At 57.3% G+C, this 24,591-nt stretch carries 18 protein-coding genes; 13 read left to right on the plus strand and 5 right to left on the minus strand.

What is annotated here, in order from left to right:
* Positions 1 to 23: 23 nt before the first annotated feature.
* From B3K78_RS04530 to B3K78_RS04565, 8 genes are read left to right on the plus strand one after another with little or no spacing between them, the layout of a single operon-like run.
* Positions 24 to 2,153 (plus strand): TonB-dependent receptor, heme/hemoglobin family, encoded by a 2,130-nt coding sequence (locus tag B3K78_RS04530; RefSeq protein WP_286694480.1) that lies wholly within the window; start codon positions 24 to 26, stop codon positions 2,151 to 2,153.
* Positions 2,147 to 2,857 carry an energy transducer TonB gene (locus B3K78_RS04535; RefSeq protein WP_286694481.1) on the plus strand — a complete coding sequence of 237 codons (711 nt, stop codon included), beginning with the start codon at positions 2,147 to 2,149 and terminating at the stop codon, positions 2,855 to 2,857. The genes B3K78_RS04530 and B3K78_RS04535 overlap by 7 nt, the downstream gene beginning before the upstream one ends.
* A gap of 12 nt (positions 2,858 to 2,869) precedes the next feature.
* A complete protein-coding gene (locus B3K78_RS04540) occupies positions 2,870 to 3,904 on the plus strand; it encodes a hemin-degrading factor (protein WP_286694482.1) in 1,035 nt (344 codons plus the stop codon).
* A complete protein-coding gene (locus B3K78_RS04545; protein WP_204995255.1) occupies positions 3,904 to 4,473 on the plus strand; it encodes a MotA/TolQ/ExbB proton channel family protein in 570 nt (189 codons plus the stop codon). Before B3K78_RS04540 ends, B3K78_RS04545 begins: the two co-directional genes overlap by 1 nt.
* Entirely contained in the window at positions 4,470 to 4,892 is a 423-nt protein-coding gene (locus B3K78_RS04550) for an ExbD/TolR family protein (protein ID WP_286694483.1), read from the plus strand. The genes B3K78_RS04545 and B3K78_RS04550 overlap by 4 nt, the downstream gene beginning before the upstream one ends.
* Positions 4,879 to 5,748 carry a heme/hemin ABC transporter substrate-binding protein gene (locus B3K78_RS04555; protein WP_286694484.1) on the plus strand — a complete coding sequence of 290 codons (870 nt, stop codon included), beginning with the start codon at positions 4,879 to 4,881 and terminating at the stop codon, positions 5,746 to 5,748. The genes B3K78_RS04550 and B3K78_RS04555 overlap by 14 nt, the downstream gene beginning before the upstream one ends.
* Positions 5,726 to 6,748, plus strand: a complete 1,023-nt coding sequence (locus B3K78_RS04560; protein ID WP_286694485.1) for a FecCD family ABC transporter permease — start codon at positions 5,726 to 5,728, stop codon at positions 6,746 to 6,748. The genes B3K78_RS04555 and B3K78_RS04560 overlap by 23 nt, the downstream gene beginning before the upstream one ends.
* Positions 6,745 to 7,506 (plus strand): ATP-binding cassette domain-containing protein, encoded by a 762-nt coding sequence (locus B3K78_RS04565; RefSeq protein ID WP_286694486.1) that lies wholly within the window; start codon positions 6,745 to 6,747, stop codon positions 7,504 to 7,506. Before B3K78_RS04560 ends, B3K78_RS04565 begins: the two co-directional genes overlap by 4 nt.
* Before the next feature lie 14 nt (positions 7,507 to 7,520).
* Here the strand turns inward: B3K78_RS04565 and B3K78_RS04570 are convergent, their stop codons facing one another.
* The 5 genes from B3K78_RS04570 to B3K78_RS04590 all read right to left on the minus strand — a co-directional run bounded on the left by B3K78_RS04570 (position 7,521) and on the right by B3K78_RS04590 (position 14,181).
* Positions 7,521 to 9,113, minus strand: a complete 1,593-nt coding sequence (locus B3K78_RS04570) for an ABC-F family ATPase (protein WP_286694487.1) — start codon at positions 9,111 to 9,113, stop codon at positions 7,521 to 7,523.
* A 123-nt stretch (positions 9,114 to 9,236) separates the two neighbouring features.
* Positions 9,237 to 10,661 (minus strand): hypothetical protein, encoded by a 1,425-nt coding sequence (locus B3K78_RS04575; protein ID WP_286694488.1) that lies wholly within the window; start codon positions 10,659 to 10,661, stop codon positions 9,237 to 9,239.
* Entirely contained in the window at positions 10,658 to 11,020 is a 363-nt protein-coding gene (locus tag B3K78_RS04580; RefSeq protein ID WP_286694489.1) for a cupredoxin domain-containing protein, read from the minus strand. Before B3K78_RS04580 ends, B3K78_RS04575 begins: the two co-directional genes overlap by 4 nt.
* A 9-nt stretch (positions 11,021 to 11,029) precedes the next feature.
* Positions 11,030 to 13,219, minus strand: coding sequence for a peptidase M19 (locus B3K78_RS04585; protein WP_286694490.1), 2,190 nt, complete (start codon positions 13,217 to 13,219; stop codon positions 11,030 to 11,032).
* Between the two features lie 149 nt (positions 13,220 to 13,368).
* Entirely contained in the window at positions 13,369 to 14,181 is an 813-nt protein-coding gene (locus tag B3K78_RS04590) for a queuosine precursor transporter (RefSeq protein WP_204995263.1), read from the minus strand.
* Between the two features lie 58 nt (positions 14,182 to 14,239).
* Here B3K78_RS04590 and B3K78_RS04595 point away from each other — a divergent pair, with 58 nt between their 5' ends.
* The 5 genes from B3K78_RS04595 (at position 14,240) to B3K78_RS04615 (ending at position 24,552) form a co-directional block, all read left to right on the plus strand.
* The gene (locus B3K78_RS04595; protein WP_286694491.1) at positions 14,240 to 14,974 is read left to right on the plus strand and encodes an SDR family oxidoreductase; all 735 of its coding nucleotides are present in this window, start codon (positions 14,240 to 14,242) and stop codon (positions 14,972 to 14,974) included.
* An 87-nt stretch (positions 14,975 to 15,061) separates the two neighbouring features.
* Positions 15,062 to 17,338, plus strand: a complete 2,277-nt coding sequence (locus B3K78_RS04600; RefSeq protein WP_286694492.1) for an alpha/beta hydrolase family protein — start codon at positions 15,062 to 15,064, stop codon at positions 17,336 to 17,338.
* The gene (locus B3K78_RS04605; RefSeq protein WP_286694493.1) at positions 17,335 to 19,716 is read left to right on the plus strand and encodes a beta-glucosidase; all 2,382 of its coding nucleotides are present in this window, start codon (positions 17,335 to 17,337) and stop codon (positions 19,714 to 19,716) included. The genes B3K78_RS04600 and B3K78_RS04605 overlap by 4 nt, the downstream gene beginning before the upstream one ends.
* A 97-nt stretch (positions 19,717 to 19,813) precedes the next feature.
* Positions 19,814 to 21,949, plus strand: coding sequence for a molybdopterin oxidoreductase family protein (locus B3K78_RS04610; RefSeq protein ID WP_286694494.1), 2,136 nt, complete (start codon positions 19,814 to 19,816; stop codon positions 21,947 to 21,949).
* An 83-nt stretch (positions 21,950 to 22,032) separates the two neighbouring features.
* Positions 22,033 to 24,552: a TonB-dependent receptor gene (locus B3K78_RS04615; RefSeq protein ID WP_286694495.1), complete on the plus strand. Its 2,520-nt coding sequence runs from the start codon at positions 22,033 to 22,035 to the stop codon at positions 24,550 to 24,552.
* Positions 24,553 to 24,591 lie beyond the last annotated feature (39 nt).

Genomic DNA, 24,591 nt, shown 5'->3' on the forward strand with positions numbered 1-24,591 from the left:
ACGCCATCGTATTTGGAGCAACTATGCGAATTGCGCGACTGGGGCTGCTGGCAGGCAGTCTTACTATTCTTCCTGTGCTCGCCGACAGTCAAGGTGAGCCCGCCGATACGGCACTGCTTAGCACCGATAAATTAACCGTGTACGCCACCCGCTCGGCGCGTGACAGCCATCGCTTGCCGCTGATGAGCAACGTTGTTGATGCGCGTTCGGCTGAGCATGCCTCTGCCTCAAGAGTGGCCGATATTTTCGATAGCCTGGCGTCGGTAGAGGTTGCGGGCAGTGCGCGCCGCAATGGCCAAACACTGGTGATGCGCGGTTACGACAGCGACGGCGTGCTGGTGTTACTCGACGGTGTTCGCCAGCGTTTTGAATCCGGGCACGATGGTGCCTTCTTTGTCGACCCCGCGCTGTTGCGGCGGGTGGAGGTGATACGCGGAGCGAGTTCCATGCTCTATGGCTCCGGCGGGCTCGGCGGTGTGGTGGCGATGGAAACGGTCGACGCGGCGGATTTGCTGGCGCCAGGCGAGCAGGTCGGCGGTCAGCTGGCGGCGGGTTATCAGTCTGTCGACAACGAACGCAGCCAGACCGCCAGTGTATTTGGTCGCACCGCCGCCATGGATGGCTTGCTGTCAGTGAGTCGACGCGAGTCGGGTGACATCGATCTTTCCGACGGCAGCACACTGCCGGCCGATGATGAGGTGCTCAGTGGCTTGTTCAAGCTGGGCATAACACTGGCAGATTTTCACAGCTTGAAACTCAGTGCCCAGCACTATCGCGGCGACGCCGAAGAGCCTAACAATCCCCAGCTGGGAGTTGGCGACGATCACAGTGAGGAGCTGGTGGATAAGCGCATTGACTCGACCTTGTGGCGCCTTGGTTATCGCTATGAGAACCCAGACCACGAGGGGGTTAATCTCGACGCTCAGATCTATCGCGTAGACACGGACCTGGAAGAAACACTGACCGTTGCCACCGGCATGGGTGCGCAGGGTGACGAGCGTCGACGTCAATTGATCACCGATGGTGTGAAGTTGGAAAACAAACAGCTGTGGCAGTCGGGTGACAGCGTCACGGTGTATGGCATTGAGGCCTATCGAGAGGAGCAGCGCGGTTCAGATTCCGCAAACGGTGAAGCCAACGGTATCCCCGACGCCAAGGCGGACTTTGCCGCCGTGTACGCCCAGCAAGAGTGGCAGTGGCAGAATGCGGCGGGGCAGTGGTTGCTGCTCGCCGGTGCTCGCTACGACCGCTACCGCTCCAAACGTCAGGGCGAGGGGGCCGTATCGGGTGGCGCGGGCTGGCCGTTGCCATTTCCTCTGCCAGGCAGTGCGAGTGATCCGGATCCGGCGAGCTCAATTGATGCGTCCAAGTGGTCGCCAAGGTTTGGTGTCAGCCTTGCGCCAAAGGACTGGCTGCTGCTGTTTGCCAATTATACCGGGGCATTTCGCGCGCCGACGATGACCGAAATTTACGCGACGGGAAATCACTTCTGCTTAAACATTCCCGGAGCGGGCGGTTGTAACCGCTTTGTGCCTAACCCAGACCTAAAGCCGGAAACCAATTTGACCGCAGAGCTGGGGATGGGCTTGAGCTTTCAAAATGTATGGCGAGCGGGGGATGCCCTGAATGTTAAAGCGGCTTACTTCAATGTTGATGCCGAAGACTACATCGACCTGGAGGTGAACTTCGTTCCGCCGTTTTCCGGTCAACCCTGTTGCGGCACAACACAATCTCGCAATATTTCTGATGCGGTTATTCGGGGTTGGGATGCCACTGCCGACTACCGACTTGGGCCCTGGCAACTGGGTTTGAGTGTGGCATATAGCACGGGTAAGAACAGCCGAACCGACGAGTATCTGGTTAGCAATCAGCCGCGTACCGCCGCGATCAGTCTGGCCTACGAGGTCGCTGCAATTAACACCGAGATCGGTCTGCGTAGTCGCTTTGCGGACTCCACCAGCAAGGTGCCACAGGACGAGCTGCGTCGCGATAGCTACCAGGTTCACGATGTTTATGCTCGCTGGTCACCGGTGGATTCGCTGACGGTTGATCTCGGCGTTAACAACCTTACTGATGAGACCTACCAGCGGCCCGTTGCACTCACTGCCGCGCCGGAGCGTAACCTAACGGCGAGAGTGAGTTATCAATGGTAGTGTCGTCGGGCACCTACCCAGCGCGGGTGTGCCAGGGGCTAAGTGCCGCTGGCGCACTTGCGGCGTTGTGGCTAATGCACGTACTTGCGCCGGCGTTGCTACCCGACACGGCGCCGGTTTCCGTCGCTGTTCCCGTGGGTGTAAATCTGGTGTCACCATCATTTCAGCCGGAATCAGAAAACACGGCGGATAACTCAACAGCAAACGAGCCAGTATCGCTGGCGTCGCCGCCGGTTCAACACGCGCTCGCTGCGCCCCCGCGAGAAAAATCGTCTGCACAGCCGGCCCGCCATCGATCGCCACCGGCACCGCGGCGCACCCGACGTGAGGCCCACCAAACTCGGCAGCGCGAACCAATATCACAAGCCTCACCGCAGGAAAGCGAGGTAGCCGATGCCGTTGCCGCGCAACAGCAAACCCAAAATCAGGCATCGACGCCCACCGCGTTGGCCGAGGCCGAGGTGGTTGAGCGACGAGCGCCGCGCTATCCGCGCCGAGCCGTTGAGCTGGGTATGCAGGGCATGGTGGTTCTGCATGTGTTGATCGACAGTGGTGGTGCGCTGCGCGATGTGAAGGTGGCTGAGTCTTCTGGTTTTGGTTTGCTGGATAAGGCCGCGCTTGCCGCGGTATCTCGGTGGCGCTTTGCCCCAGGCCCCATGCAGGGACAGTGGATGCGAGTGCCCATCGAATTTTTACTCAATTGATATGGAGGGTGTATGGATACCTTAGTAAAGGACGGCCAGAGTTTGCTGCAGCGCTACGAAGCACTGCAGCAACAAGGGAAAACACTTCGTGCGCGCAATGCCGCTGAATCGCTGGGAGTGTCAGAGGCGGAGTTGGTCGCCAGTCGCATTGGCCTTGGCGTAACGCGTTTACGCAATGATGCGAAGGCGATACTGAAAGAAGTAAAAACACTGGGCGAGGTAATGGCCCTGACCCGTAATGAACACTGTGTGCATGAACGCAAAGGCTGCTACCAAAAAATCGGTTTCAACGGCAGCATGGGCCTTGCTGTAAACGAAGAGATTGACCTGCGACTATTCATGCACCATTGGTCGAGTATTTTCGCGGTCGAGGAATCTGGCCGTCACAGTCTGCAGTTTTTTGATCGTTCGGGAACCGCGGCCCACAAAATCTATTTGACGTCCGCTTCGGACGCCGCCGCGTATCGAGCCCTGGTCAGCAAATTTTCTGACTGCCCTCAGGTTGAAGAGCTGGCGTTGGAGGCCTACCCCGAGCCGTCGCCGCCTCTCGCTGACAGTGACATTGATATTCAGGGACTCGAGAGCGCGTGGCGGGCGCTGAAAGACACCCACGATTTTCACGCCTTACTCGCGACCTACAAGGTGCAGCGTGAGCAGGCCTTGCGCTTGGTCAGCGACGATCTTGCGAAGCCGCTCAGCACAGAATCTCCCCGTCGTCTGCTTGAAGCGGCGCGCGATAGCCAATGTGAAATTATGGTGTTTGTAGGCAACCGCGCCTGCATTCAGATTCACAGTGGCCCGGTTACTAATCTGCGCGCGACACCGGGGTGGTTTAACGTATTGGATCCACGTTTCAACCTTCACCTTAAGGAAGATGCGGTCGCCGCGTGCTGGCTTACTCGCAAGCCCACCGTCGATGGTGTGGTCTCCGCGTTGGAGGTCTATGGCGCGGGCGGTGAACTGATCGTCACATTCTTTGGGCGCCGCAAACCCGGTCAACCCGAATTGCCGCTGTGGCGCGAATTGTTGCAGACCTTGGCTGACTGATGATGGCAATGTTTTCCATTGATACTCTCGGCGTACTCGCGTGGCCGTTAATCTGCTGCGCCTTACTGTTGTTCGCTGTAGCGGGAGAGCGCCTGTGTTTTGCGGTGTGGGCAGTTTGGCATCGGCAACAAACCTATAGTGATGCCCTGAATTTGCTAGACAGTAACCGCGAGTGTGACAAAGCGTTGCGCGATGAAGTGCTGGCCCTGCATTTACAAATGCTCTCCACGCAGTGGTTGCGCGGTCAAAACGTATTGCGTGGCCTGGCCACGGTAAGCCCGCTGCTGGGAATGCTGGGCACCATCATCGGTGTGATGGCCGCTTTTCACCGCCTTAGTGAACACCGCGGCGCGGTGAATCCCGCACTGCTTGCCGATGGCCTGTGGCAGGCGCTAACAACGACCGCTGTGGGTTTGTCTATCGCACTGCTTGCCGCCGTGCTGGCAGCATTGCAAAACAGTGTTTGCCGAGTGGTACTGCAGAACTGGGCCGCAAAACTCAATCAGCGATCTCTGGATATGGCTGGAGCCAAAGTGGCAGCGCCGACGCTGCGCGTGGAGCTTGCATGATCAAACTGCCTGACTCTGCAGAGCCCGCAGCGATGGAGCTGATGCCGTTGATGGATATTCTCTTCATTCTGCTGTTGTTTTTCTTACTTACTGCCGGCGCTGCAGTGGCGCCAATGCCCGTAGCACTGGTGGAGGCCGAGGGCAGCGAGTCGTCGCCGATGCCCGATACCCCGCTGCAGTTAAGCGTGGATGCGACAGGCGTTTATGTATTGGATGAGCGCCGCTATTCCACCACCGCTGAACTGATGCCCAAACTTCTGGTGCGTTATCAGGCGAGTGCGGATGCCACCTTGCTCATCGCCGGTGACCAGCAGGCGCCATTACAGGCCTTGGTCAGCCTGCTCGACGCCCTGCAAAAAGCGCAGGTCGAACGTGTTCAATTATTGCACCAAAGGGAAATGTTTAATGAGAATAAATAAGCGCGCCGTGGCACTGGCCTTTGGCGCGGCGTTGCTCTCCAGTCTGGGTAACGCGAGTGAGCGCCTGGTCACCTTGGGCGGAGATGTAACAGAAATTGTGTTTGCGCTCGGCGCCGGTGATCGCGTGGTGGCAGTAGATAGCTCCAGTGTTTACCCGCCGAAGGTGCGTCAGCTACCCCAGCTGGGTTACCTTCGCGCCCTGTCCGCCGAGGGCGTATTGTCGGTGTCGGCAGATCGTATCATCGCGAATGCTGACATTGGCCCGCCTGCAGTAAAGCAGCAGATCCAGGCCGCTGGTCAGCAACTGGAGCTAGTGGAGGCAACGCCGACACCTGAGCAGTTGTATGGCAAGATTCGCCGGCTAGCATCGTTGCTGGGAGCCGTGGCCGCCGGCGAGGATATTATTGCAACGCTCAAAGCGGATTTCGCCGCGCTTGCCGAGCGGCGTCAGCGGTTATCGCATCGCCCTGGGGTGCTGTTTGTGATGAATCACGGTGGTGGCGCACCGATGATAGCGGGGCGTAATACCGCTGCCGACAGCATGATTCAGCTGATGGGCGGGCGGAACGTTGCCGACGCGATACGCGCTTACAAACCCATGACAGCAGAAGCGTTAGTGAATGCGGCGCCTGACTGGATTGTGGTGACTGACCAGGGACTGGAGCAGTTTGGCGGTGTCGACGGCTTGTTGCGCCAGCCTGGGATGGCGTTAACACCGGCCGCTGAGTCGCGGCGCATTCTCAGCATGGATGCATTGCTATTGCTGGGTTTTGGTCCGCGCACGGCTGACGCCGCCACCGCACTGTTTAATGCACTACACGGCGAATCCGAAAATGATGCCCAGCGCGATTACTGAAACGCGTCATCCAAATGCGGCGTATCGCGTGCTGGGCTTATTAATGGCCTGTTTATTGGCGGCGTTGATGCTGGCTGCTTTTGTCGGTGCGGCCAGTGTCGAGTGGCAGCACTGGCAGTGGCGGGCGTGGCAGAATCCAGAGGCCGCCATACTCTGGCATATCCGGCTACCGCGCTTGTGTTTGGCGGCCATCGTTGGGGCAGGGCTCGGCGCATCGGGCGCGGCGATGCAGGGCTTGTTTCGCAACCCGCTTGCTGACCCCGGCCTGCTGGGCATTGCCAACGGTGCGGCGCTCGCCGTGGCCATCAGCTTAATTGCCATTCCATCCAGCTGGGGTTTGCTGGGCCTGTACAGCATAAGCATCGCCGCATTTTGCGGCGGTTTGATTTGCTGCATCGTTATATTTCTTTTTGCTCGTCGCAGCGGCGGCGGTGTTGCGGCACTGCTGCTGGCGGGGTTGGCGATAAACGCCCTTTGTGGTGCGGCTATTGGGTTTCTCACGTATTTGAGCGATGACCAGCAATTGCGCAGCCTCAGCTTCTGGACAATGGGTAGCCTGGGCGGCGCGCTGTGGACGCAAATCGCCGTGTGTTGCAGTGTATTGATCCCCGCCTTGTTGCTGCTAACACGAAGTGCTCGGCAATTGGATGTTTTGCAGTTGGGTGATCGCAGCGCCGAATACCTGGGTATTGACCCCCGCGAGTTACAGCGTCGCACCGTCATACTGGCGGCATTAATTGTTGGCAGTTGTGTGGCAGTGAGCGGCGTTATCGGTTTTGTTGGTCTATTGGTGCCACACCTGCTTCGTATGCTTATCGGCCCTCAACATCGATGGCTATTGCCGGGCAGTGCCCTGCTAGGTGCATTGTTGCTATTGGCTGCCGACACGCTGGCGAGGACGGTGGTTGCGCCTGCGGAGCTGCCTGTGGGCGTTATTACCAGCCTGCTTGGCGCACCGTATTTCCTGTATTTGCTACTGTCTCAGGGAAGGCGGCTATGAGTTTGCTGGCAGAAGGACTGGGGTGGGCGCAAAAAGGCAAAAAAATCCTTCATGATGTCGGCGGCGAGTTAGCGCCGGGAACACTGCTGGCCATTGTTGGCCCCAACGGCGCGGGTAAATCGTCGTTGCTGCATTTGTTAGCCGGTGGTGAACGGCCGGATACCGGAACAGTGAGTTTAGATGGGCAATTACTATCCACCTATAGTGCAGCGTCTTTAGCGCGGCGCAGGGCAGTGTTGACCCAGGAGCAAAGCTTGCTCTTTCCGTTCACGGTCAGGGATGTTGTGGCAATGGGGAGTTTACTCGCTGCCAACGACGAGGATATCGAACAATGCCTGCGGTACTTTTCGGCCGCTGAGCTTATTAATCGCCAGTATTTGTCCCTGTCTGGCGGCGAGCGTCAGCGGGTACAGATAGCGCGGGTGCTGTTGCAATTGCTGCCATCATTAAAGGCAGGTGATCCCGCTTATCTGTTTCTCGATGAGCCGCTCAATGCCCTGGATCTGAACCACCAATTTGCGCTGATGGCCTTACTTGAGTCGCTGCGAGATCGCGGCTTTGCTATTGCCTGTGTGATTCATGACTTGGTGCTGGCGCACCGCTTTGCTGACCAGGTTTGGGTATTATCCAATGGTCGGCTCGTCGCCCAGGGCGGCGCTGCGGCGGTGATTAACGAGCGCTTGCTCGACGAGGTGTTTATGTTACCCGCGCAGCCCCGCAAAGTGATGGCATCACTGCTGGACTGCGCGGCGAGGTAGGCACTCGTCCTCGCTCAGCCGATGAGCTGCTGACTGGCCAAGTACTCCTCGTAGCTACCCTGGAAGTCGTTGAGCTTCTGGTCTTTGATTTCAACAACACGGGTGGCCAGCGACGATACGAATTCGCGGTCGTGGCTGGCAAAGATTAGTGTGCCTTCAAAGTATTCCAGCGCCAGGTTCAGGGCTTCAATCGACTCCATATCCAGGTGGTTAGTCGGCTCGTCCATAATGAGAATATTGCAGTCCATCATCATCAGCTTGCCAAACAGCAGGCGGTTCTTCTCACCGCCTGAACAGACCTTAACCTGCTTTTTGAAGTCGTCGGAAGAGAACAGTAAGCGCCCAAGCGTTGCGCGCACAATCTGGTCGTCGTGACTGGGCTTTTGCCACTGCGCCATCCAGTCGAACAGATTGAGGTCGTTGTCAAAGTCATTGCTGCTGTCCTGAGGGCAGTAGCCCAGGCTGGCATTTTCGGCCCACTTAATATTGCCTTCGTTGGCTGCTAATTCCTTCATTAAGCAGCGCAAAAAAGTCGTTTTACCGGCGCCGTTCTCACCGATGACTGCCAGGCGAGTACCCGCTTCAATAATCATGGTGGCGTCACTAAATAGCTTGTCATCGAAGCCGTGTCCAACGCTCTCAAGCGTCAGCGCTTGGCGGTGCAGCTTCTTCTCCTGCTTGAAGCGGATATAGGGCGATACCCGGCTGGAGGCTTTGATTTCATCCAGTTGGATTTTTTCAATCTGCTTGGCGCGGGAGGTCGCCTGCTTAGCCTTGGAGGCATTGGCGGAGAAGCGGCTTACAAATTGCTGAAGTTCGGCAATTTGTGCAGACTTCTTCGCATTCTGGGCCTGTAAGCGCTCGCGCGCCGCGGTCGCCGCCATCATAAAGTCGTCGTAGTTACCGGGGTAGACGCGCAGCTCGCCATAGTCGATATCCGCCATGTGCGTGCAAACGGCATTGAGAAAATGCCGGTCGTGGGAAATGATCACCATCGTGCTCTTGCGCTCATTCAGTAGCTCTTCCAGCCAGCGAATGGTGTTGATATCGAGGTTGTTGGTGGGCTCGTCCAGCAGCAGAATATCGGGCTCGGAGAACAGGGCTTGCGCCAGCAATACCCGCAATTTCCAGCCGGGGGCGACTTCACTCATTGGGCCGAAGTGCAGGCTTTGGTCGATGCCCGCGCCCAGCAAAATTTCACCGGCGCGGCTCTCGGCGCTGTAGCCATCCATTTCCATGAAACGGGTTTCCAGCTCGGCGACTTTCATGCCGTCTTCTTCCGACATTTCGCTCTGCGAATAAATGCGGTCGCGCTCTTGTTTAACTTCCCAAAGCTCGGTGTGACCCATGATCACCGTATCGATCACTGAATACTGCTCGAAGGCGAACTGGTCTTGGTGCAGCTTGCCGATGCGCTCGTTCGGATCTAACGACACATTGCCAGAGGTGGGCTTGAGGCTGCCGTCGAGGATTTTCATAAACGTGGATTTGCCGCAGCCATTCGCGCCAATAAGCCCGTAGCGGTTGCCGTTGCCAAACTTCACTGAGATGTTTTCAAACAGCGGCTTGGCACCAAATTGCATGGTGATGTTTGCAGTAGAGATCAACAGAGTATCCTGAGCCTGCACGTGGCAGTGCGTAAATCGATGAGCAGAGAGGCGCGCACTATAAGCCTTTCAGCGCGCGAGGTCGAACGCCCGGGGCGATTTGGCGCATTATTTCCGCAGTGTTTAGCCCTTAAGGGGTTGCGCCAGAATCCACAGGCCGAAGCCGGTAAATACAATCATCAGTGCCAGCATCGGGAATTGACTGAGTGTGGCCTGGCGGCGGCTATTGAAGCAGCGCAGGGCTTCGACGTGAGCCAACCAAACACTGGCCACATGACCGATCAGTATCAGCCAAACCTGGCTATCCCAGACCACGCCCATATCGGGAATGATGGGCAGGCGGCCAGTAATGGCATTGCCAAAAATGTTCCAGCCCCAGCCAAAGGGATCGGAGATCAGCCCGCGAATTTTCACCCCCTGATTCAGCAGCAAGGTGTAGTAGTGAGTGATGTGATAGACCAGCGCGATGGGCAGCAGGCTATAGCTGAACCGGGCGGTAAGCTCAGTGAGTGGGAGGTCGCTGCGGCTGAGCGTCTTGCCCAGCCATAAAAAGCCGAGAAACAATACCAAATACAGCAGTGGCGACAGCAGCAACCAAAATACTTCGTACGCGATGAACCAGGGCCGCAAATAGGGGTAGGCGTAGATTGGGTGCTCGCCGAGCAGCGGGGTGAGAATATTCCAAGGGTCTTTCCAGAATAGGTTGAACCACAGCTGCGTTTCTTTTAATCCGTCGAAGGCGGTGGACGACAGCATAAACAGAATAAAGATCAGCAAACTCGGGTGCGTGGCGCGCTGGCCGATTAAGCCGGCAAACGGCCACTGCAGCACCCAACGCTGCTCAGCATTTTTTTGCAGCGGTGCCATATGGCCGATCACACGAAATAGCACTGAGAACAGGTCGGCGTAGTAAAACCACTGGCGACTCCCGAACAGCCAGCTACCCAGCAGGGTTAAGGCCGTGTACGCGAGCAGAATGACTGACAGTGAAAACGGCCGTGTATCGCCGAACAGCTCGATAATGATAAACACCATGTACTGGGCCAGTGCCGGCCAGTAGGCGAGGCGCTTTGGGTAGGCGATGTAGCCGCTGCCAAAAACGGGCCAGCGTTTTGACAGCACTTCTACAGACACCTTCCAGGGGTTTACGGCGTCGTACCAGCCACCCACCAGCGCGCTCAAATAGCAGCCGCCCAGGGCAAACACGATCCAGAAGTAGGTCATGTTGATATTGCGATAGCTGTCCTGATTACCGATGAGGCCGGCAACAATGGCCAACACGATGCTGGCAAACATAGCGGTCTGAAACAGCCGCTGCAGCCACGGCATCTTGAGCTGGCCAAGCAGCAGGTGTCGCGGTTGCTGAGCGTTGGGGGTTTCTCTCAGGAAAAACGCCAGCACAACAAAGGAAAGTGCCAGCGCTGCCATTGCCCCGTAGATGTACATCCAGTAGGGCATGGGTAACTGGTAGGGCTGGGCGAAGGAGTGGGCGTGCACGGCGGTGCTGCCCACACTGGCGGCGAAAGCCATTGCGAGTCGAAGTTTCACTGCCGAGGGTACACTTCCAAGGTGCCAAACTGCAGGTCGTTACCATGTAGCTCAAGCATAAAACGACCGGTGCTATCGGCGGTGAACTCCAGTGTGGTCAGTTCGCCGGCTGGCAGCACCAGGTGTTTTTCGTAGCCGTGTACGTGCATGGCATCATCGCTGTCGCTGACGACGTTCAATCGCAACGTGTCGCCGGCATAAGCGGTGAGCGTTGCCGGGCCTTGGTACTGTTGGCCACTGAACGCCAGTGAATACTGTCGCAGTTGTGGTTCGCTCGGTGCGGAGGTGGTGGGTTTCAGCCCCCACCACAGCGCTACCAGCACCACCGCACTACTGAGAACTAATGCAACTGTGCGCATGGTGGCAGCCTACTGCGCATTGCGCGGATTGTATGAGCGCTCCCAGGTTTGTAGATAGGCCTCCGCCGAGTTGAACAGGGCATCGATAGCTTCTTGACCGCCCTCGAGTCGGACCTCTTCAACGTAGTCGGCAACAAGGCCGTAATGGGCCATGCCCACTTCATCGATATGCCAGTACTTACCGCTTTCGGGAATGGTCAGCATTTGCACGGTGACGGGCTCGGCGCCTTGGAACTGTGGCCCCCAGTCGTCACCCTGGAACAGTACAAAGGGATATTGCACTGGTTCGGAGTCGCCACCGCGTGGTCCGGCGTGGCCGCCAAAGCCGTTGCCGTCAGCGCCATAACCCAGTGCCATCAGGGAGTCGCTAACACCGGCTTTTTCGCGCCAGAATTTCAGCTTTTCCATAAACTCTTTGTGCTTAACACCATTGCCCTTGTAGGGGTAGATTACGCCGCCATTTTTAAGGATGCGCGCGGCCTGGTCGCTGGTCAGGCCACCGTGGGCGTCGTGTGACGATACCATCGGGTGGGCGGGTGTACGCTGTTCCGCAAGGTCGAGCATAATATCCTTGCTGTGGTAGGCGGCGTGGTCGATATCCATCACCATGCCGCGATCCATCATTGCGTTGAGCGCATAGTTACCCAGCTCGGTTACTGTGCGGGCGTTGCAGCGCAGTCCCTCGGGGTAGATTGGCAATGCGCCGCCGGTGATATCGAGTACCATGCTGGATAGCGGGTCATTGCCGCTGCCGGGCAGCGCGGTTGCAATGGCGAGACCGGGGTCGCGCACGGTGGGTTCTTCGCTGGGGTAGTCGCGGCACTCAGAGGTTTTCCAGAAAGAGCCGGTATCCAGCAAATTGAGGAAGTTCATAATGTCGCTGAACAGGCCGGTGCCGCCCAGCGCTGTGTCGATATCGTGGTAGGCGTAGAGATGGCGCACGCCAAGATCCCACAGCTCCTGTAGCTTGGCATCGATCTGTGCTTCATCACACTTGGGAATTTCGATATTGCCCGCGATCATGGTCATGCCACAGTCGAAGACCTGCGCGGCCTCCATTCCCAGCACTACTGCCAACTTACCCTCGTTAATGACCTCGCGTGCCTGCTGGGGGCTGGTGACTATGCGGTACCACCCTTTACCAGGGCCGCCGTGCTGGGCGTCGACGTAGTCCTGAATTTCATACATGTATTTGATTTGTTTGATGGCGATGCTCATATCGTTGCAGTCGGCATCGGGTGTCAGTGAATAAATAGAGCCCACGGTGCACAAGCCAGCAATATTGGTGCCGTGGTTGACCATCAAACGCAATCCGGCCAGCCAGGCGCGCTCCACCCAGCGGTAATACAGCACGGTATGAGACAGTGACTTGTTGCGCGGCCAGTCGACAAAGGTCGGCCAACCCTGCGTTTCGTGGTTGGGCGATGCGCCGGTTTCCAAGATGAGGTCGGGACCGCGAATACCGTTGGGGCCGTGGAGTTCTTCGCAGTCTTCGAGTGCGTGAGTAACGCCAAAGCGATGGAAGGCCTCCCCGTAGAGTACGCCGCCAGCAGAGGGGCCAACGTCACCGGCGTAGGACAGCTCGCTGCTCATGCCCATGTGATTGTGGATGTCGGCAAAGCCGATAGCGGGTTGGTCAATACCGCGACCTTTGAAGGTTTCGCCAGCCACCGAGGTGGGCATTTCCGGATAGCCACTGCAACCTGCTGTGGGGGCAAACAGGAATTGGCTGGCTGCGCCGCCGGCGTCGCCTGTGCTTAGCGCGCCATCGGCAGCAACGCTCAGTGTTTGTCCGCTGTGGCTTTGCAGGCTAAAGGTTTTGGCGCTGGCATCGCGCTCAATGGTCCAGATGGCGTCGTCGCTGGGCTCCGTCGCGGCGGTGATATTGCCGCCGCTGGCAGTAATAAAGCGCTCGTCGCTGGTATAGAGCAAGTATTTGCCGAGAGTTGCCGGCCTCATATAGAAGCGTTCGGCGCTGGTTTTCGCGCTGTCCATGCGCAAGGTGCTGTCGCTGAGAGCAGCGTATTGCTTGGTCGCATTGGATTGCAGAGAGTAGCAGCCGTTGGCCATGGCAAAGCGGGTTTCGGGAATACCGCGTTGGCTGGTGTTGTTATTGTTGTTACTCGATGATGAGCTTGAGCCGCCACATGCGGCGAGCAGCACAGCGGCGAGAAGCGTGATAGAGAGCTTGGCGTTCATACGTATTACCCGGGTTGTTATGGTTTTGCCTTCCTGGCGCACTGCGATCGCAGTGGACAAATTCTAAGCAATAAGAACTCGTCGATACCCTAGTGTGCAATAGTATGTTGTCACTGTCATCTATCTAACAGTAATTTAAAGTTTGCGGTTTAATTTTGTCGCTGTGCGGCGATTTTCATTTCTGTGGCAAGGGGCTCACCCAGGTAGCGGTCGATGGCGTAGTGCGCCGCATAAATTACCGGGGTGAGCGCAATGGCCATGGTAAATTTGTACAGGTAGTTCACGACACCAATGGCGAGCACCAGCGATAGCCCCCAATCGGCGCCGAGATAAAAGGCAACAAACAATACAACAAAGCTGTCGATAAACTGGCTAACTAGCGTGGAGCCGGTTGCGCGCAGCCAGATCAAGCGCTCGCCGGTACTGGCTTTGATACGGTGAAATACCGCGACGTCGATAATTTGGCCGATAAGAAATGCCACCAAAGAGCCGATAATGATCCACAGCCCTTGGCCGAAAACCAGCCGGTAGGCGTAGTCATAATCGGAGACCTTGCTGGCAATTGCCTGCTGCTCCGCGCTGGGTAGTGCAGGGCTGATATGAGACTGCGGCCAAAAGTCGGCAGGGGTGAGCTCAATGCCCACGTAGAACATTGCAAAGGCGTATAGAATCAGGCCGACGGTGAGGTAGGAGAGCAGCTTCACGCCGCGTTGCCCGTAGTATTCGTTGATCAGGTCGGTGAGTACAAACACAAAGGGCCACAGCAGCACCCCGGCGGTTAAATTGAAGGAGAGGTTGTCGACGCCGAACAGGCTCAGCGACAGTGGTTCAATCCCAAGGCTGTGCTCCAGCGAGAAAATCTTAACGCCAATAAACTCAGCAATTAATGCATTGGCGACAAAAAAGCCCGCCATTAAGATGAAGAGTTTGATAGCTTTGTTATTAACAATATTGTCGATCATTCGTGGCCTGCTGCTTGGGGGCAAATGCGCTCGGCAGGACTGCCAAACAGGAAATAACATGACAGGAAGCGTTTCTGAGAACAAGTCGCCAGTGCTGCTGATAAGCGGTGCCTCCCAGGGTATAGGCGCAGCAATTGCCCGGGAGTTTAGCCGCCAGAACCCCGCTATGCGGTTGGCATTAGTGGCGCGCAATGCCGATAAACTGGAACAGGTTGCCGCGCAGTGTAGCGGTTCCGCACGGGTTGAAATCTACCCCTGTGACGTGAGCGATGCGGCGGCTGTGCAGCGTCTTGGCCAGCAGCTACAGCGCGATATGGGCGCCGTCGATGTGCTGATAAATAATGCGGGCAGCTGGCACGGAGAGCCGGTAGCGGACATGGCCGTAGAGGACTTTGACCGGATTATCGCCAGTAATTTACGCAGTGTCTTTTTGATGTGCCGCCAATTTTTGCCGGCCATGATGGAGCGGGAAAGCGGTGATATTTTTAATATGGCCTCTACCGCTGGGCTGGAAGGCTACGCTGGCGTGTCCGCATACTGTGCAGCCAAACATGGCGTACTGGGGTTTGCCAAGGCCTTGCGTGAAGAGGTACGCGGTAAAAACATTCGTGTATGCAGCGTTTCGCCGGGACCAACATGGTCGCCGTCGTGGGAAAATAGCGGTATCGCCGAGCAGGCCCTGATGCCAGCTGAAGATGTTGCGCGCGCGTTCTGGCACCTCTACGCGATGGATCGCAATGTCGTTACCGAGGACATTGTGCTGCGACCGCAACAGGGGCACATCAGCAGCTAAGCGACTCATCCATTTGGGTTTTGCTGGCGGCAGGCTGAGCAGCGTAAGATCACATTAATAACAATAATGTGACAAAGGGTTCTGCGTATGCGCGCTCAGTTGTCGGTGCTTGCTGCACTGCTATTCGGCCTAACCGCTTGCGGTGGGCAATCTTCCTCATCATCCAATACCGCCTCGTCAGAGCTAGATGCAGCCCTGGCGCGCGGTGTCGTGCCCAGTGGTGCGCCCGCGGCGGCGTTTGGCGACATACCCCAGCTCCACTCACCGGCAAGCTGGCCCTTTGAGGAGGGCGCGCCGCGAACGTCCGGCACGGGCCGCTATGCCCACGGCGCCTATTACTGGACCGACTTTATTTACGACGCCAATGGCGCCAAGGGCCCCAATGTGCCGTTCTATCGCATTGGCACGCCCACCGGCGGCAGCCTGCATTACCCTGCGGCAAACATGGCGGGTAACGGCGCCGATTTATTCGTTGTAGCGCTGGGCCGAAAAAATGGCGAATTATTTTTCCGGGTGGATTGGCAAACGCTCATTGATCACAGCGTGCCGGTGGCGGCCTTTGCCATCGACAACCAGGAAGGGGGCAGTGAAGAGTGGCCGGGTATTACAGGCCTGCGCAGTCCCGGGGTCGATGCCCTACTGACGTTATCGGCGAATGGGGCCTTTATTGATTATAAAGATGGCAGTGGCCCGCAGTTTGTGGCGCCGGTCACTGTGGATATGGCATCGCGATCGTTTATTGCGGCGCTGCCGCAGAGCAGCTTGGCGACGGATCAGTCGTGGACGCTGTACGTTGCCTCGGGCATCAACAATGGCGAAGGTGGCTTTCTTAACGATAACGCGGGCTTTCGCAGCCTACCTCATCAGCCGCCGGTATTTAACCTGGCTTTTCGCGACTACGACGATGAGCCGGCGTTATTCAATTTCTGGTTTGATGAAAGTCAGTCGACGGCGCTGAACACGGGCGATGTTTCCGCCTTTTCCGGGGAAATTGACTGGGCGCGAATGGGCGAGACGGAGCCCGAGCCGCTGCGCTATGGCTACAGTAATCGCTGGTATCTGTCCTCGGTAGCGGGTACCGAGCTCGGGGATGGCAACTTCGCGGCGGGTGTTGATCGCAGCGAGGCGGGGGTGGTTGCCGACCCCGGGTACTACGATGCTGTTCAGCCCTACGGGATTTATATTCCCAGCAGTTACTCGCCATCTTCTGAGTCGCCGAGCCTGTTTACCTGGTTGCTGCACAGCTTTACGCAGAACCACAACCAATACAGTGCCAGCGTCCCGAACTACTTGCTAGCGGCCTGCGAAAATCTTCGCCAGTCGGTGTGTGTCACGCCGCTGGGCCGCGGTTCAGCCGGTTACTATGAGACCGCCGCAGAGCTGGATTTCTGGGAAGTTTGGCGCGATGTAGCGGCGCATTTCAATATCGACAGCGAAGCCGTGTTTACCACCGGCTACTCGATGGGTGCGATTGGCTCGATCAATCTCATGGTGAAATACCCTGAGGTGTTTTTTGGCGGGGTGATCCTTGCCGGCTCCCATGCCAATGCGAATCTGTTGCCGTGCTCGCTGGATAATAACGGCTGCGTCGAGCCCAAAGGGCCGGAGTTGATGGAGAACCTGAAATGGAACGGGTACTACCAGGCCCACGGCACCTTTGACCAACTTGTGCCCTTTCCGGATGCGCGCGCCACGGCAGACGGCATGCGCGACTTCGGCTATCGCTATGTCTTCGACCACTACTTAGTGGAGGACCATATTGCCTGGACCCTGAAAGATGCCGGCTACTCTGCCTTTGGAAAAGCCGCACAGTGGATGGTGGACTGGCAGGCATCAGAGGGGCAGCGTCGCGCTGCCCCCGGTGAGTTGGTTTATCGCTGGGAGCCAGATAAGGTGAATACAAATTGGGGCATCGGGCCTACTGGGGCGTGGTGGTTGGAAGAACTTGAGGCCGTTGCAGGCGCCGAGTTTGCCGAAATTCGCGCCCAGTCCGGCGCCTTACCCGAGCCCAGTATTTCTTTGGAGCCCAGCGTAGGCGAGTTGATTTTTCCCGATGCGACGACCTTGAGCCCAGCCGTGCGCGACAGCCAGTTGTGGCAGCGAGGGAGTGCAGAGGCGGCGACCGGAGAGCTGCGGGCCAGCCTGGTTCAGGTGGCAGCGCTAACGATCAATTTGCGCGAGGCAGGTATTGCTGAGCGCGACGATAAACGTCTTGTGCTCAGTAGCGATAGTCCCTACCAGCTTCGCCTCACCGGTCTGGATGATGGCCAGCGCGTTGAGGTTGAGGGCAGTCGCTGGCAGGTGCGTAACGGCGAGCTTGTATTGAGTATGCCAGCGGGCGACAGCCAGGTGGTGTTCCCATGAAGTATAGTGTTTCCAGGAAGTGTGGCTTCCCCGTTAACGGGCTAGTAATTCTCGCCGCCATGAGCGCCCTGTTAGTCGCTTGCGGGGGCAGTTCTTCACCCTCTGAAACAACAACGCCAGACCCAATAAGCCAACATTGCGGCGAGCTTAGTGAACGACCGTGGTGTGACGCCTCGCTATCAGCCGCGCAGCGCGCGGAATTGTTGGTGTCTGCAATGAGCCTGGAGCAAAAAATCGATTACCTCGCGGGCGACGATCCCCAGGCCTCGGCCAGTGGCGACCCCTATGTCGGCATCGTTAATGGTATTGATGCCTTAGGCATCCCGCCGCTGAGAATGAGCGACGGCCCGGTTGGCGTGCGCGGAAGTCCGGCCACGGCGATGCCGATACCACTGGCCTTGGCGGCAAGTTTTAACCCGGCGCTGGCGCATGAAACCGGTGCGGCGATCGCCAATGAGGTGCGTAACAAGGGTAATGATCTCGTGCATGCGCCGGTGGCCGATTTAGTGCGCAACCCGCTGGCGGGGCGCAGTTTCGAAACCTTTGGTGAGGATCCCCTGCTGGCAACACGAATGGTTGTCGAGTGGGTAAAAGGCAGCCAAGCCGAGGGCGTAATGGCCAATATCAAACACTATTTGATGAACACCCAGGAAGGCATCGTTAGTGTGCCGCCCGTCGCTGCGGTGGTGGGTGGCCGCTCGGTAGTGAATGCAGTGGTGGATGAGCGCAGTATGCGCGAGTTGTATATGCCGCCCTACGAAGCCGCGGTGAAGGAAGCGAATGTTGCTTCGGTAATGTGCGCCTATAACTACGTGAACGGTGCTCCAGCGTGTTCTTCAGAGTACTTGTTGAAAAGCGTATTACGCGATGAATGGGGTTTTGACGGCTTTTTAGTCACCGATTACTTCTTTGCCCAGAAAGATACTGTGCAAACCGCAAATGCCTCGCCCATGATCGAAATGCCCTACGGCGTATTTTTCTCCCAGCCTTTGTTGCAGGCGGCTGTGCAGTCTGGCGCGGTGCCTGAGCAGGTTCTGAACGACAACCTTACGCAGATATTTCGGCGCTTGTTCAGCGTCGGCTTTTTTGACCGCGCCCGTTATCAGCGCAACGACGACAATATCGACCAGGCGGCCCATGCGGTATTGGCGCAAGATGTTGCCGAGCAAGGGGCGGTGCTGCTGCGCAACGAAGGGGTGTTGCCGTTGAACGACGATGTTCGCCGCATCGCGGTGATCGGCGCGTCGGCGCAAACGCGCCCGAGCGGCGGTGGTTCCTCTTTCGTGACGCCATTTCGTTTTAAAACGCCACTCGAGGCGTTAACGGAGCGGGCGGGCGACGACGTAGCGGTCTCTTACTATGACGGTAGTGATATCGCTGCCGCAGTATCGGGCGCCGCCGAGGCAGATGTCGCATTGGTGTTTGCCAGCAATTTGGCAACCGAGGGCAGCGATCGTTTTTGTTTGGCACTCGACTGCACACTCGCCGATGCGCCTGACTCCCTATTGCTAAACAACCTCCAAGGGGGAGCCCCCACCTTATTGGATCAGCTGACAGATCCGGTATTTGCCAGTTCGCCAATACGCGAGGTACTTGATCAACTGTTTGCGCCGCTGCTGTTAGGCGCGCCGTTGCTGCCGGTGTCTCACGACAACCAGGATGCATTAATCTCTGTGGTGGCGGCAGCAAATAGCGACTCTGTGGTGGTGTTACAAAATTCGGGGGCGGTGCTCACGCCGTGGCGCGAGCAGGTTAACGCGCTATTGCAGGTCTGGTACCCAGGGCAGGAGGGCGGTAGTGCCATTGCCCGGCTGCTGTTTGGCGATACCGACCCGGGCGGCCGCCTGCCGCTGAGCTTTCCGGAGGAGGAGCTGGACAACCCTGTTGCCGGAGACCCTCGGCGCTACCCGGGCCTTGCCAATCAAGCGGAGCATAGTGAAGGCGTTTTTATCGGCTATCGTTGGTTTGATCAGCAATCGCGAGAGCCCGCCTACCCCTTCGGCTACGGCTTGTCTTATAGCGAGTATTCGTTGACGGACTTGCGAGTTATCCGCGACGAGGGTGGGGTCGTGGTAACGGCGCGGGCGAGCAATATCGGCGACCGCGCCGGTTGGGTGGTGCCGCAGCTATATGTTGGCCTGCCAAGCCCGGCTGCTGGTATTGAGCAGCCGCCGTGGGCGCTAAAAGGCTTCTCCAAGCATTGGTTGGCACCGGGCGAGTCAGCAAGCCTGCGCTATCAGCTTAGCTCACGGGATTTGAGCTATTGGGATGACAGCGCCAAAGACTGGGCCATGGCGGCCGGTGACTACCAATTCGCGCTGGGCTGGTCCTCTCGCGACCGTGTTATGCAACAGCAGCTATCGCTGGGTGGCCTGTGAGTGCAGTTTACGGCGCTTGCTGCTAGAGTGTATTCACTGAATACATTGTGCGCGATGGCGCGCAGATAATAATAAGCGTGTGCAAGAGAGGCCTGTTATGCCGCGATCCGGTACGTTTTATCGAACCTGTAACCTCTGTGAAGCCATGTGCGGTGTGGCGATAACGCTGGAAGAGGAGCAGATTATCGCGATAAAAGGGGATGAAAACGACCCTTTTAGTCGCGGCCATATCTGCCCCAAAGCGCTGGCTCTAAAAGACCTGTATGAAGATCCCGATCGCCTGCGCAAGCCGATGGAAAAGCGCGATGGCCAGTGGCATGAGCTGGAGTGGGAGGAGGCGCTGGATAACGTTGCCGAGCGCATGCGCCGGCTTCAGGAGGAGCATGGGAAGGATGCACTTGGGGTCTATTTGGGTAACCCAAATGTGCATAATCTGGGTGGAACCCTGCTCAACGGCGGTTTTTTGCGCGCGCTGAAAACGCGCAATAAATTTTCGGCGACGTCGGTAGACCAACTGCCCCACCATATGGTCGCCTGGAAACTGTTCGGGCATCAATTGCGCATCCCTGTTCCCGACATCGATCGCAGTGATTATTTTGTCATTATGGGCGGTAACCCGCTGGCGTCGAACGGCAGCATTATGAGTGTGGCGGACGTGCGCGGTCGGTTAAAGCAGGTAAGGCAGCGCGGCAAAGTGGTGGTGATTGACCCGCGGCGAAGTCAAACGGCAGAGCTGGCTAATGAGCATCACTTTATACGCCCCGGTAGCGATGTACTGCTGCTCTTGGCGATGTTGAATCACTTGTTTGCCTCAGCGCAGGTGACGTCCGGCCACTATCGCAGTTTGCTCGATAGCGACCCAGTGGCGCTCAAACCGCATTTTGATGCCTACACTCCCGAGCGGGTGGCGGAACATATTGGCATCAGTGCCGCTGATATTCGCAGACTGGTGGACGAGTTTTGTGCGGCCGAGGCGCCGGTGTTGTATGGGCGCATGGGCGTGTCGGTGCAGGAGTTTGGCGCGCTGTGTCAGTACTTGATTATGCTGTTCAACGTGCTTACCGGTACGCTCGATAGCCCCGGCGGCTTGATGTTCACCACGCCCGCAGCCGACATTTTGCCCCAGACCGGGCGCGGAAACATGGGGCGCTTTCACAGCCGGGTTCGCCAGCTACCAGAATTTAATGGCGAGCTGCCGGTCTCCACGCTGGCAGAGGAAATTACCACCCCCGGTGAAGGCCAGATTAAAGGCATGGTGCTGATCGCGGGAAACCCGGTACTGTCTACGCCCAATGGCGACCAGTTAGATAAGGCCTTTGCCAGCTTGGACTTACTGGTGTCGGTAGACTTCTATCTGAATGAAAGTAGCCGCCATGCCGATTTTATTTTGCCGCCGGTCAGCCCGCTTGAGCGCGAGCATTTCGATGTGATTTTCAATCTGTTGGCGGTGCGCAACAATGTTCGCTACGCGCCAGCATTATTCCCTCCCGGTGCTGAAGCCCGCCACGATTGGCAAATTTTGTTGGGCCTGCGGGACCGTCTGGCACCGCCTCGCTCGATGAAGGAACGGCTGAGCCGCCGCGTTGAACAACGCCTCGGGCCAAGCGGCCTGTTGGCCTTCCTATTGCGCCGGGGCCCCTACGGCGCAGGTTTGCATCCCTTTAAGGGATTGACTCTGTCTAAACTGAAATCCGCGCCACACGGTATTGATCTGGGGCCGCTGCAGCAGCAGTTGCCGAAGGGGCTTTATCATAAAGATAAGCGTATTCACTTGAGCGCGGCGTTTTTCCTGGCTGACCTGCCCCGTGTTGAGCAACGCTTCTTCGAGCAACAGCGCGCGGCAGCATTCTTACTTATCGGCCGCCGGGATGTGCGCAGCAATAATTCTTGGTTGCATAACAGCCAGCGCTTAGTGAAAGGGAAGTCGCGCTGCACGGTATTGGTTCACCCCGATGATGCCCGGCGCTTGAATATTGCCGACGATGACACCGTGCGAGTCAGTTCGCGGGTTGGCAGTGTTGAGTTACCGGCATCAGTCAGCGACGAGGTGATGCCCGGTGTGGTTAGCATTCCACACGGTTGGGGCCATCACCGCAGTGGCACGGCCTGGCGCCGCGCAGAGGCCAATGCCGGGGTGAGTGTTAACGACCTCACTGACGAGCAGTTTATTGACAGCCTGTCGGGAAATGCGGCGCTGAACGGTGTGCCGGTGAACGTAGAAGCGGTTGCATAGGCGATGGCACGGGATTTGCCACGCAGGGTTTGCCAATAATAAAAAAAGATAACCATGTTCCATGGAATGCTGGAGAGCTGTAAATGAAAACGAACAAAGCTGTGTTGTTCCCGCTGGCGATGTCTGCGCTATCGACGTTGTGCGTCGCGCCGAGTTTTGCGCAAACTGAAAATCGCGCCATGCTGGAAGAGGTGGTGGTCACCGCTCGGCGGCGCGAAGAGAGCCTGCAGGATACCCCGCTGGCGGTATCGGCGTTGGGCTCGGATATGCTTGAGCAAATGGGTATCAGCGATATTGAAGACGTGGAAACACTGGCGCCCAGTCTGCAGTTCTCGCAGACCAACTACAAAGCGCCGGCGGTCTTTATTCGCGGCATTGGCCAGCGCTCGGGTAATCCCGTGCTGGACCCGGGGGTGGGCATGTACTTGAACGGCGTCTACGTGCCACGCTCCGATGCCCAGCTGCTCGATGCGGTTGATGTGGCGTCGATACAGGTATTGCGCGGCCCTCAGGGTACGCTATTCGGCAAGAACAATATTGGTGGCGCCATACTGGTTGATTCGAAAAAACCGTTTACCGACGGCTTTGAATTTGGCGCAAAACTTGGCGCGGGGAATTACGGGCAGAAAAGTGCCAAGCTCGATGCCAACCTACCGCTCAGCGACAGCATCGCTATGCGTGTCGCGGTGAATGCCAAGCGAAGCGATGGCTCAATCGATAATGTCGCCGCTGACTATGCGCTGTTTGATCAGGACCGCATGGCGGTGTCATCGCGGCTGATTTGGTATGTCAACGATGAGTTCGAAGTCGACGTCTTCGGGTTTTTAAGTCGCATCGATGAGCGCGGCTCACCCTACAACTGCGTTTTTCAAAACAGCAGTGCCATTCTTGCGCAGGGCATTTACCGAGGGGCTGATGGTTCGGATTTACAGGCCGCCTGTAACGAGAGCTCTGAATTGGCGAAAACCTTTAAGGTCAGTCAAACCGCGGAGGATGCGGTCTATGCGATCGACAACCATATGCTGGCACTCACCTTGCGCGGCTCGGTTGCGGGAATAGATGTAGAGAGCATTACCAGCTACGCGATGCAGGACAATATCCGAATTAGTGGCGACTCTGATGGCACGGCGATTCGTGCAGTGGCGGTTGGCCCTGATGCCGGTTATCAGGTACTCAATGGCTCCGATGATCCGTCGGTCGGCGATGCTGTGCGTGAGCAATTCAGTCAGGAGGTGAAGTTCAACGGCACCGCCTGGGACGATACCTTGAACTACACCTTTGGTGTGTTCTACGCCGAGGAGAGTTTGGAAAATAGCATTGACGGCACCGAGGTGGGCGACAACGGCTTGGTGGCGGTAGGGCCGGGCGCTGCGGTTGATCTGGGCATTCCGCTTCCCAATGCCCTGGTGTTGCCCGTGCAGGCCAACGCCGTTGCCTTGGCCGACTACGAAAACACCACTGCGGCAGTGTTTGCGCAGGGAACATGGGATATGACCGAGACCCTGCAGCTGACATTGGGTTTGCGCTATACCGAAGAAGAGCGCAGTACGGTGCAAATTCAAGGCACGCCGGACTACGATGAATACGCGAGTCGGCTCAATGCCCAGATCGGCAGCAACCCCGCAATATTGCTGCCCGTCACCCATGTGATGGACGGTATTTTTTCGCCGGTGCCGCTGGCGCAGTATTTTGCCTATGAGGCGCCCTCGGTTCCTCTGCTGTATGCGGCGCCGCTGCACGGTGATACGCGCTTCTCGGAATTTACGCCAGCGGTCACGCTCAATTACCTGGCCGATGATGAACTGCTTGAGTCCCTGAATCTCGACAGCTTTATCGCCTATGCCACCGTGAGCAAGGGCTTTAAGTCGGGTGGTTTGGATGTGCGCTCGACGCAGACCGATTCGTCGATCAAGCAGTTTGAGCCTGAGATTGTCGTCAACAAAGAGATCGGTTTTAAATTAGACGCTTTGGATAGCCGCCTGCGTTTCAATGTAGCGGTGTTCCAGATGGATTACACCGATCTACAGGTCGCGCTTTATGAGCGCGGCACCACTCAAACAGAAGTGGTGCAGTTTACCGGCAATGCGGGCGAGGCCGTGGTCGACGGATTTGAATTTGAGATTACCGCCCTGCTGGGTGATTTCACCATCAATGCCAATGCCGGGTATACCGACGGCGACTTTATTGACTATGACCTGGGTACCAATACCGCTGATGGCTTTGCGATTGTTGACCGCAGCGGCGAGGCGTTTCCCCAGGTGCCGCAAAATGTTCGCGGCGTTGTCGTGCAATATGATTGGCACTCGCCGATTGGTCTGATTATTCCACAGCTGCAGTACTACTATTCCGATGAAATATTCATCGGTACTGATTACCTCAGCGGTGACTACGCGAGCTCGACCATCGGTCAGTACGAGCTTTTCAATGCCAGGGCGCGCTGGCAGATCAATGAACAGATGGGCGTATCGGCCTACGTGAATAACCTAAAAGATGACCCCTACTTTGTTGGCGGGATCGCAGTAACCAGCGTGATCGGTGTTGCCAATCGCGTTCCCGGAACGCCGCGAGAGGTGGGCGTAGAGTTTAGCTACCAATTTCAATAAACCGTAATGCCGCCAGGCTCGTGGATGGTTAGGCCATTT

Source organism: Spongiibacter sp. UBA1325 (genome assembly GCF_002306875.1).
Lineage (GTDB): Bacteria > Pseudomonadota > Gammaproteobacteria > Pseudomonadales > Spongiibacteraceae > Spongiibacter > Spongiibacter marinus.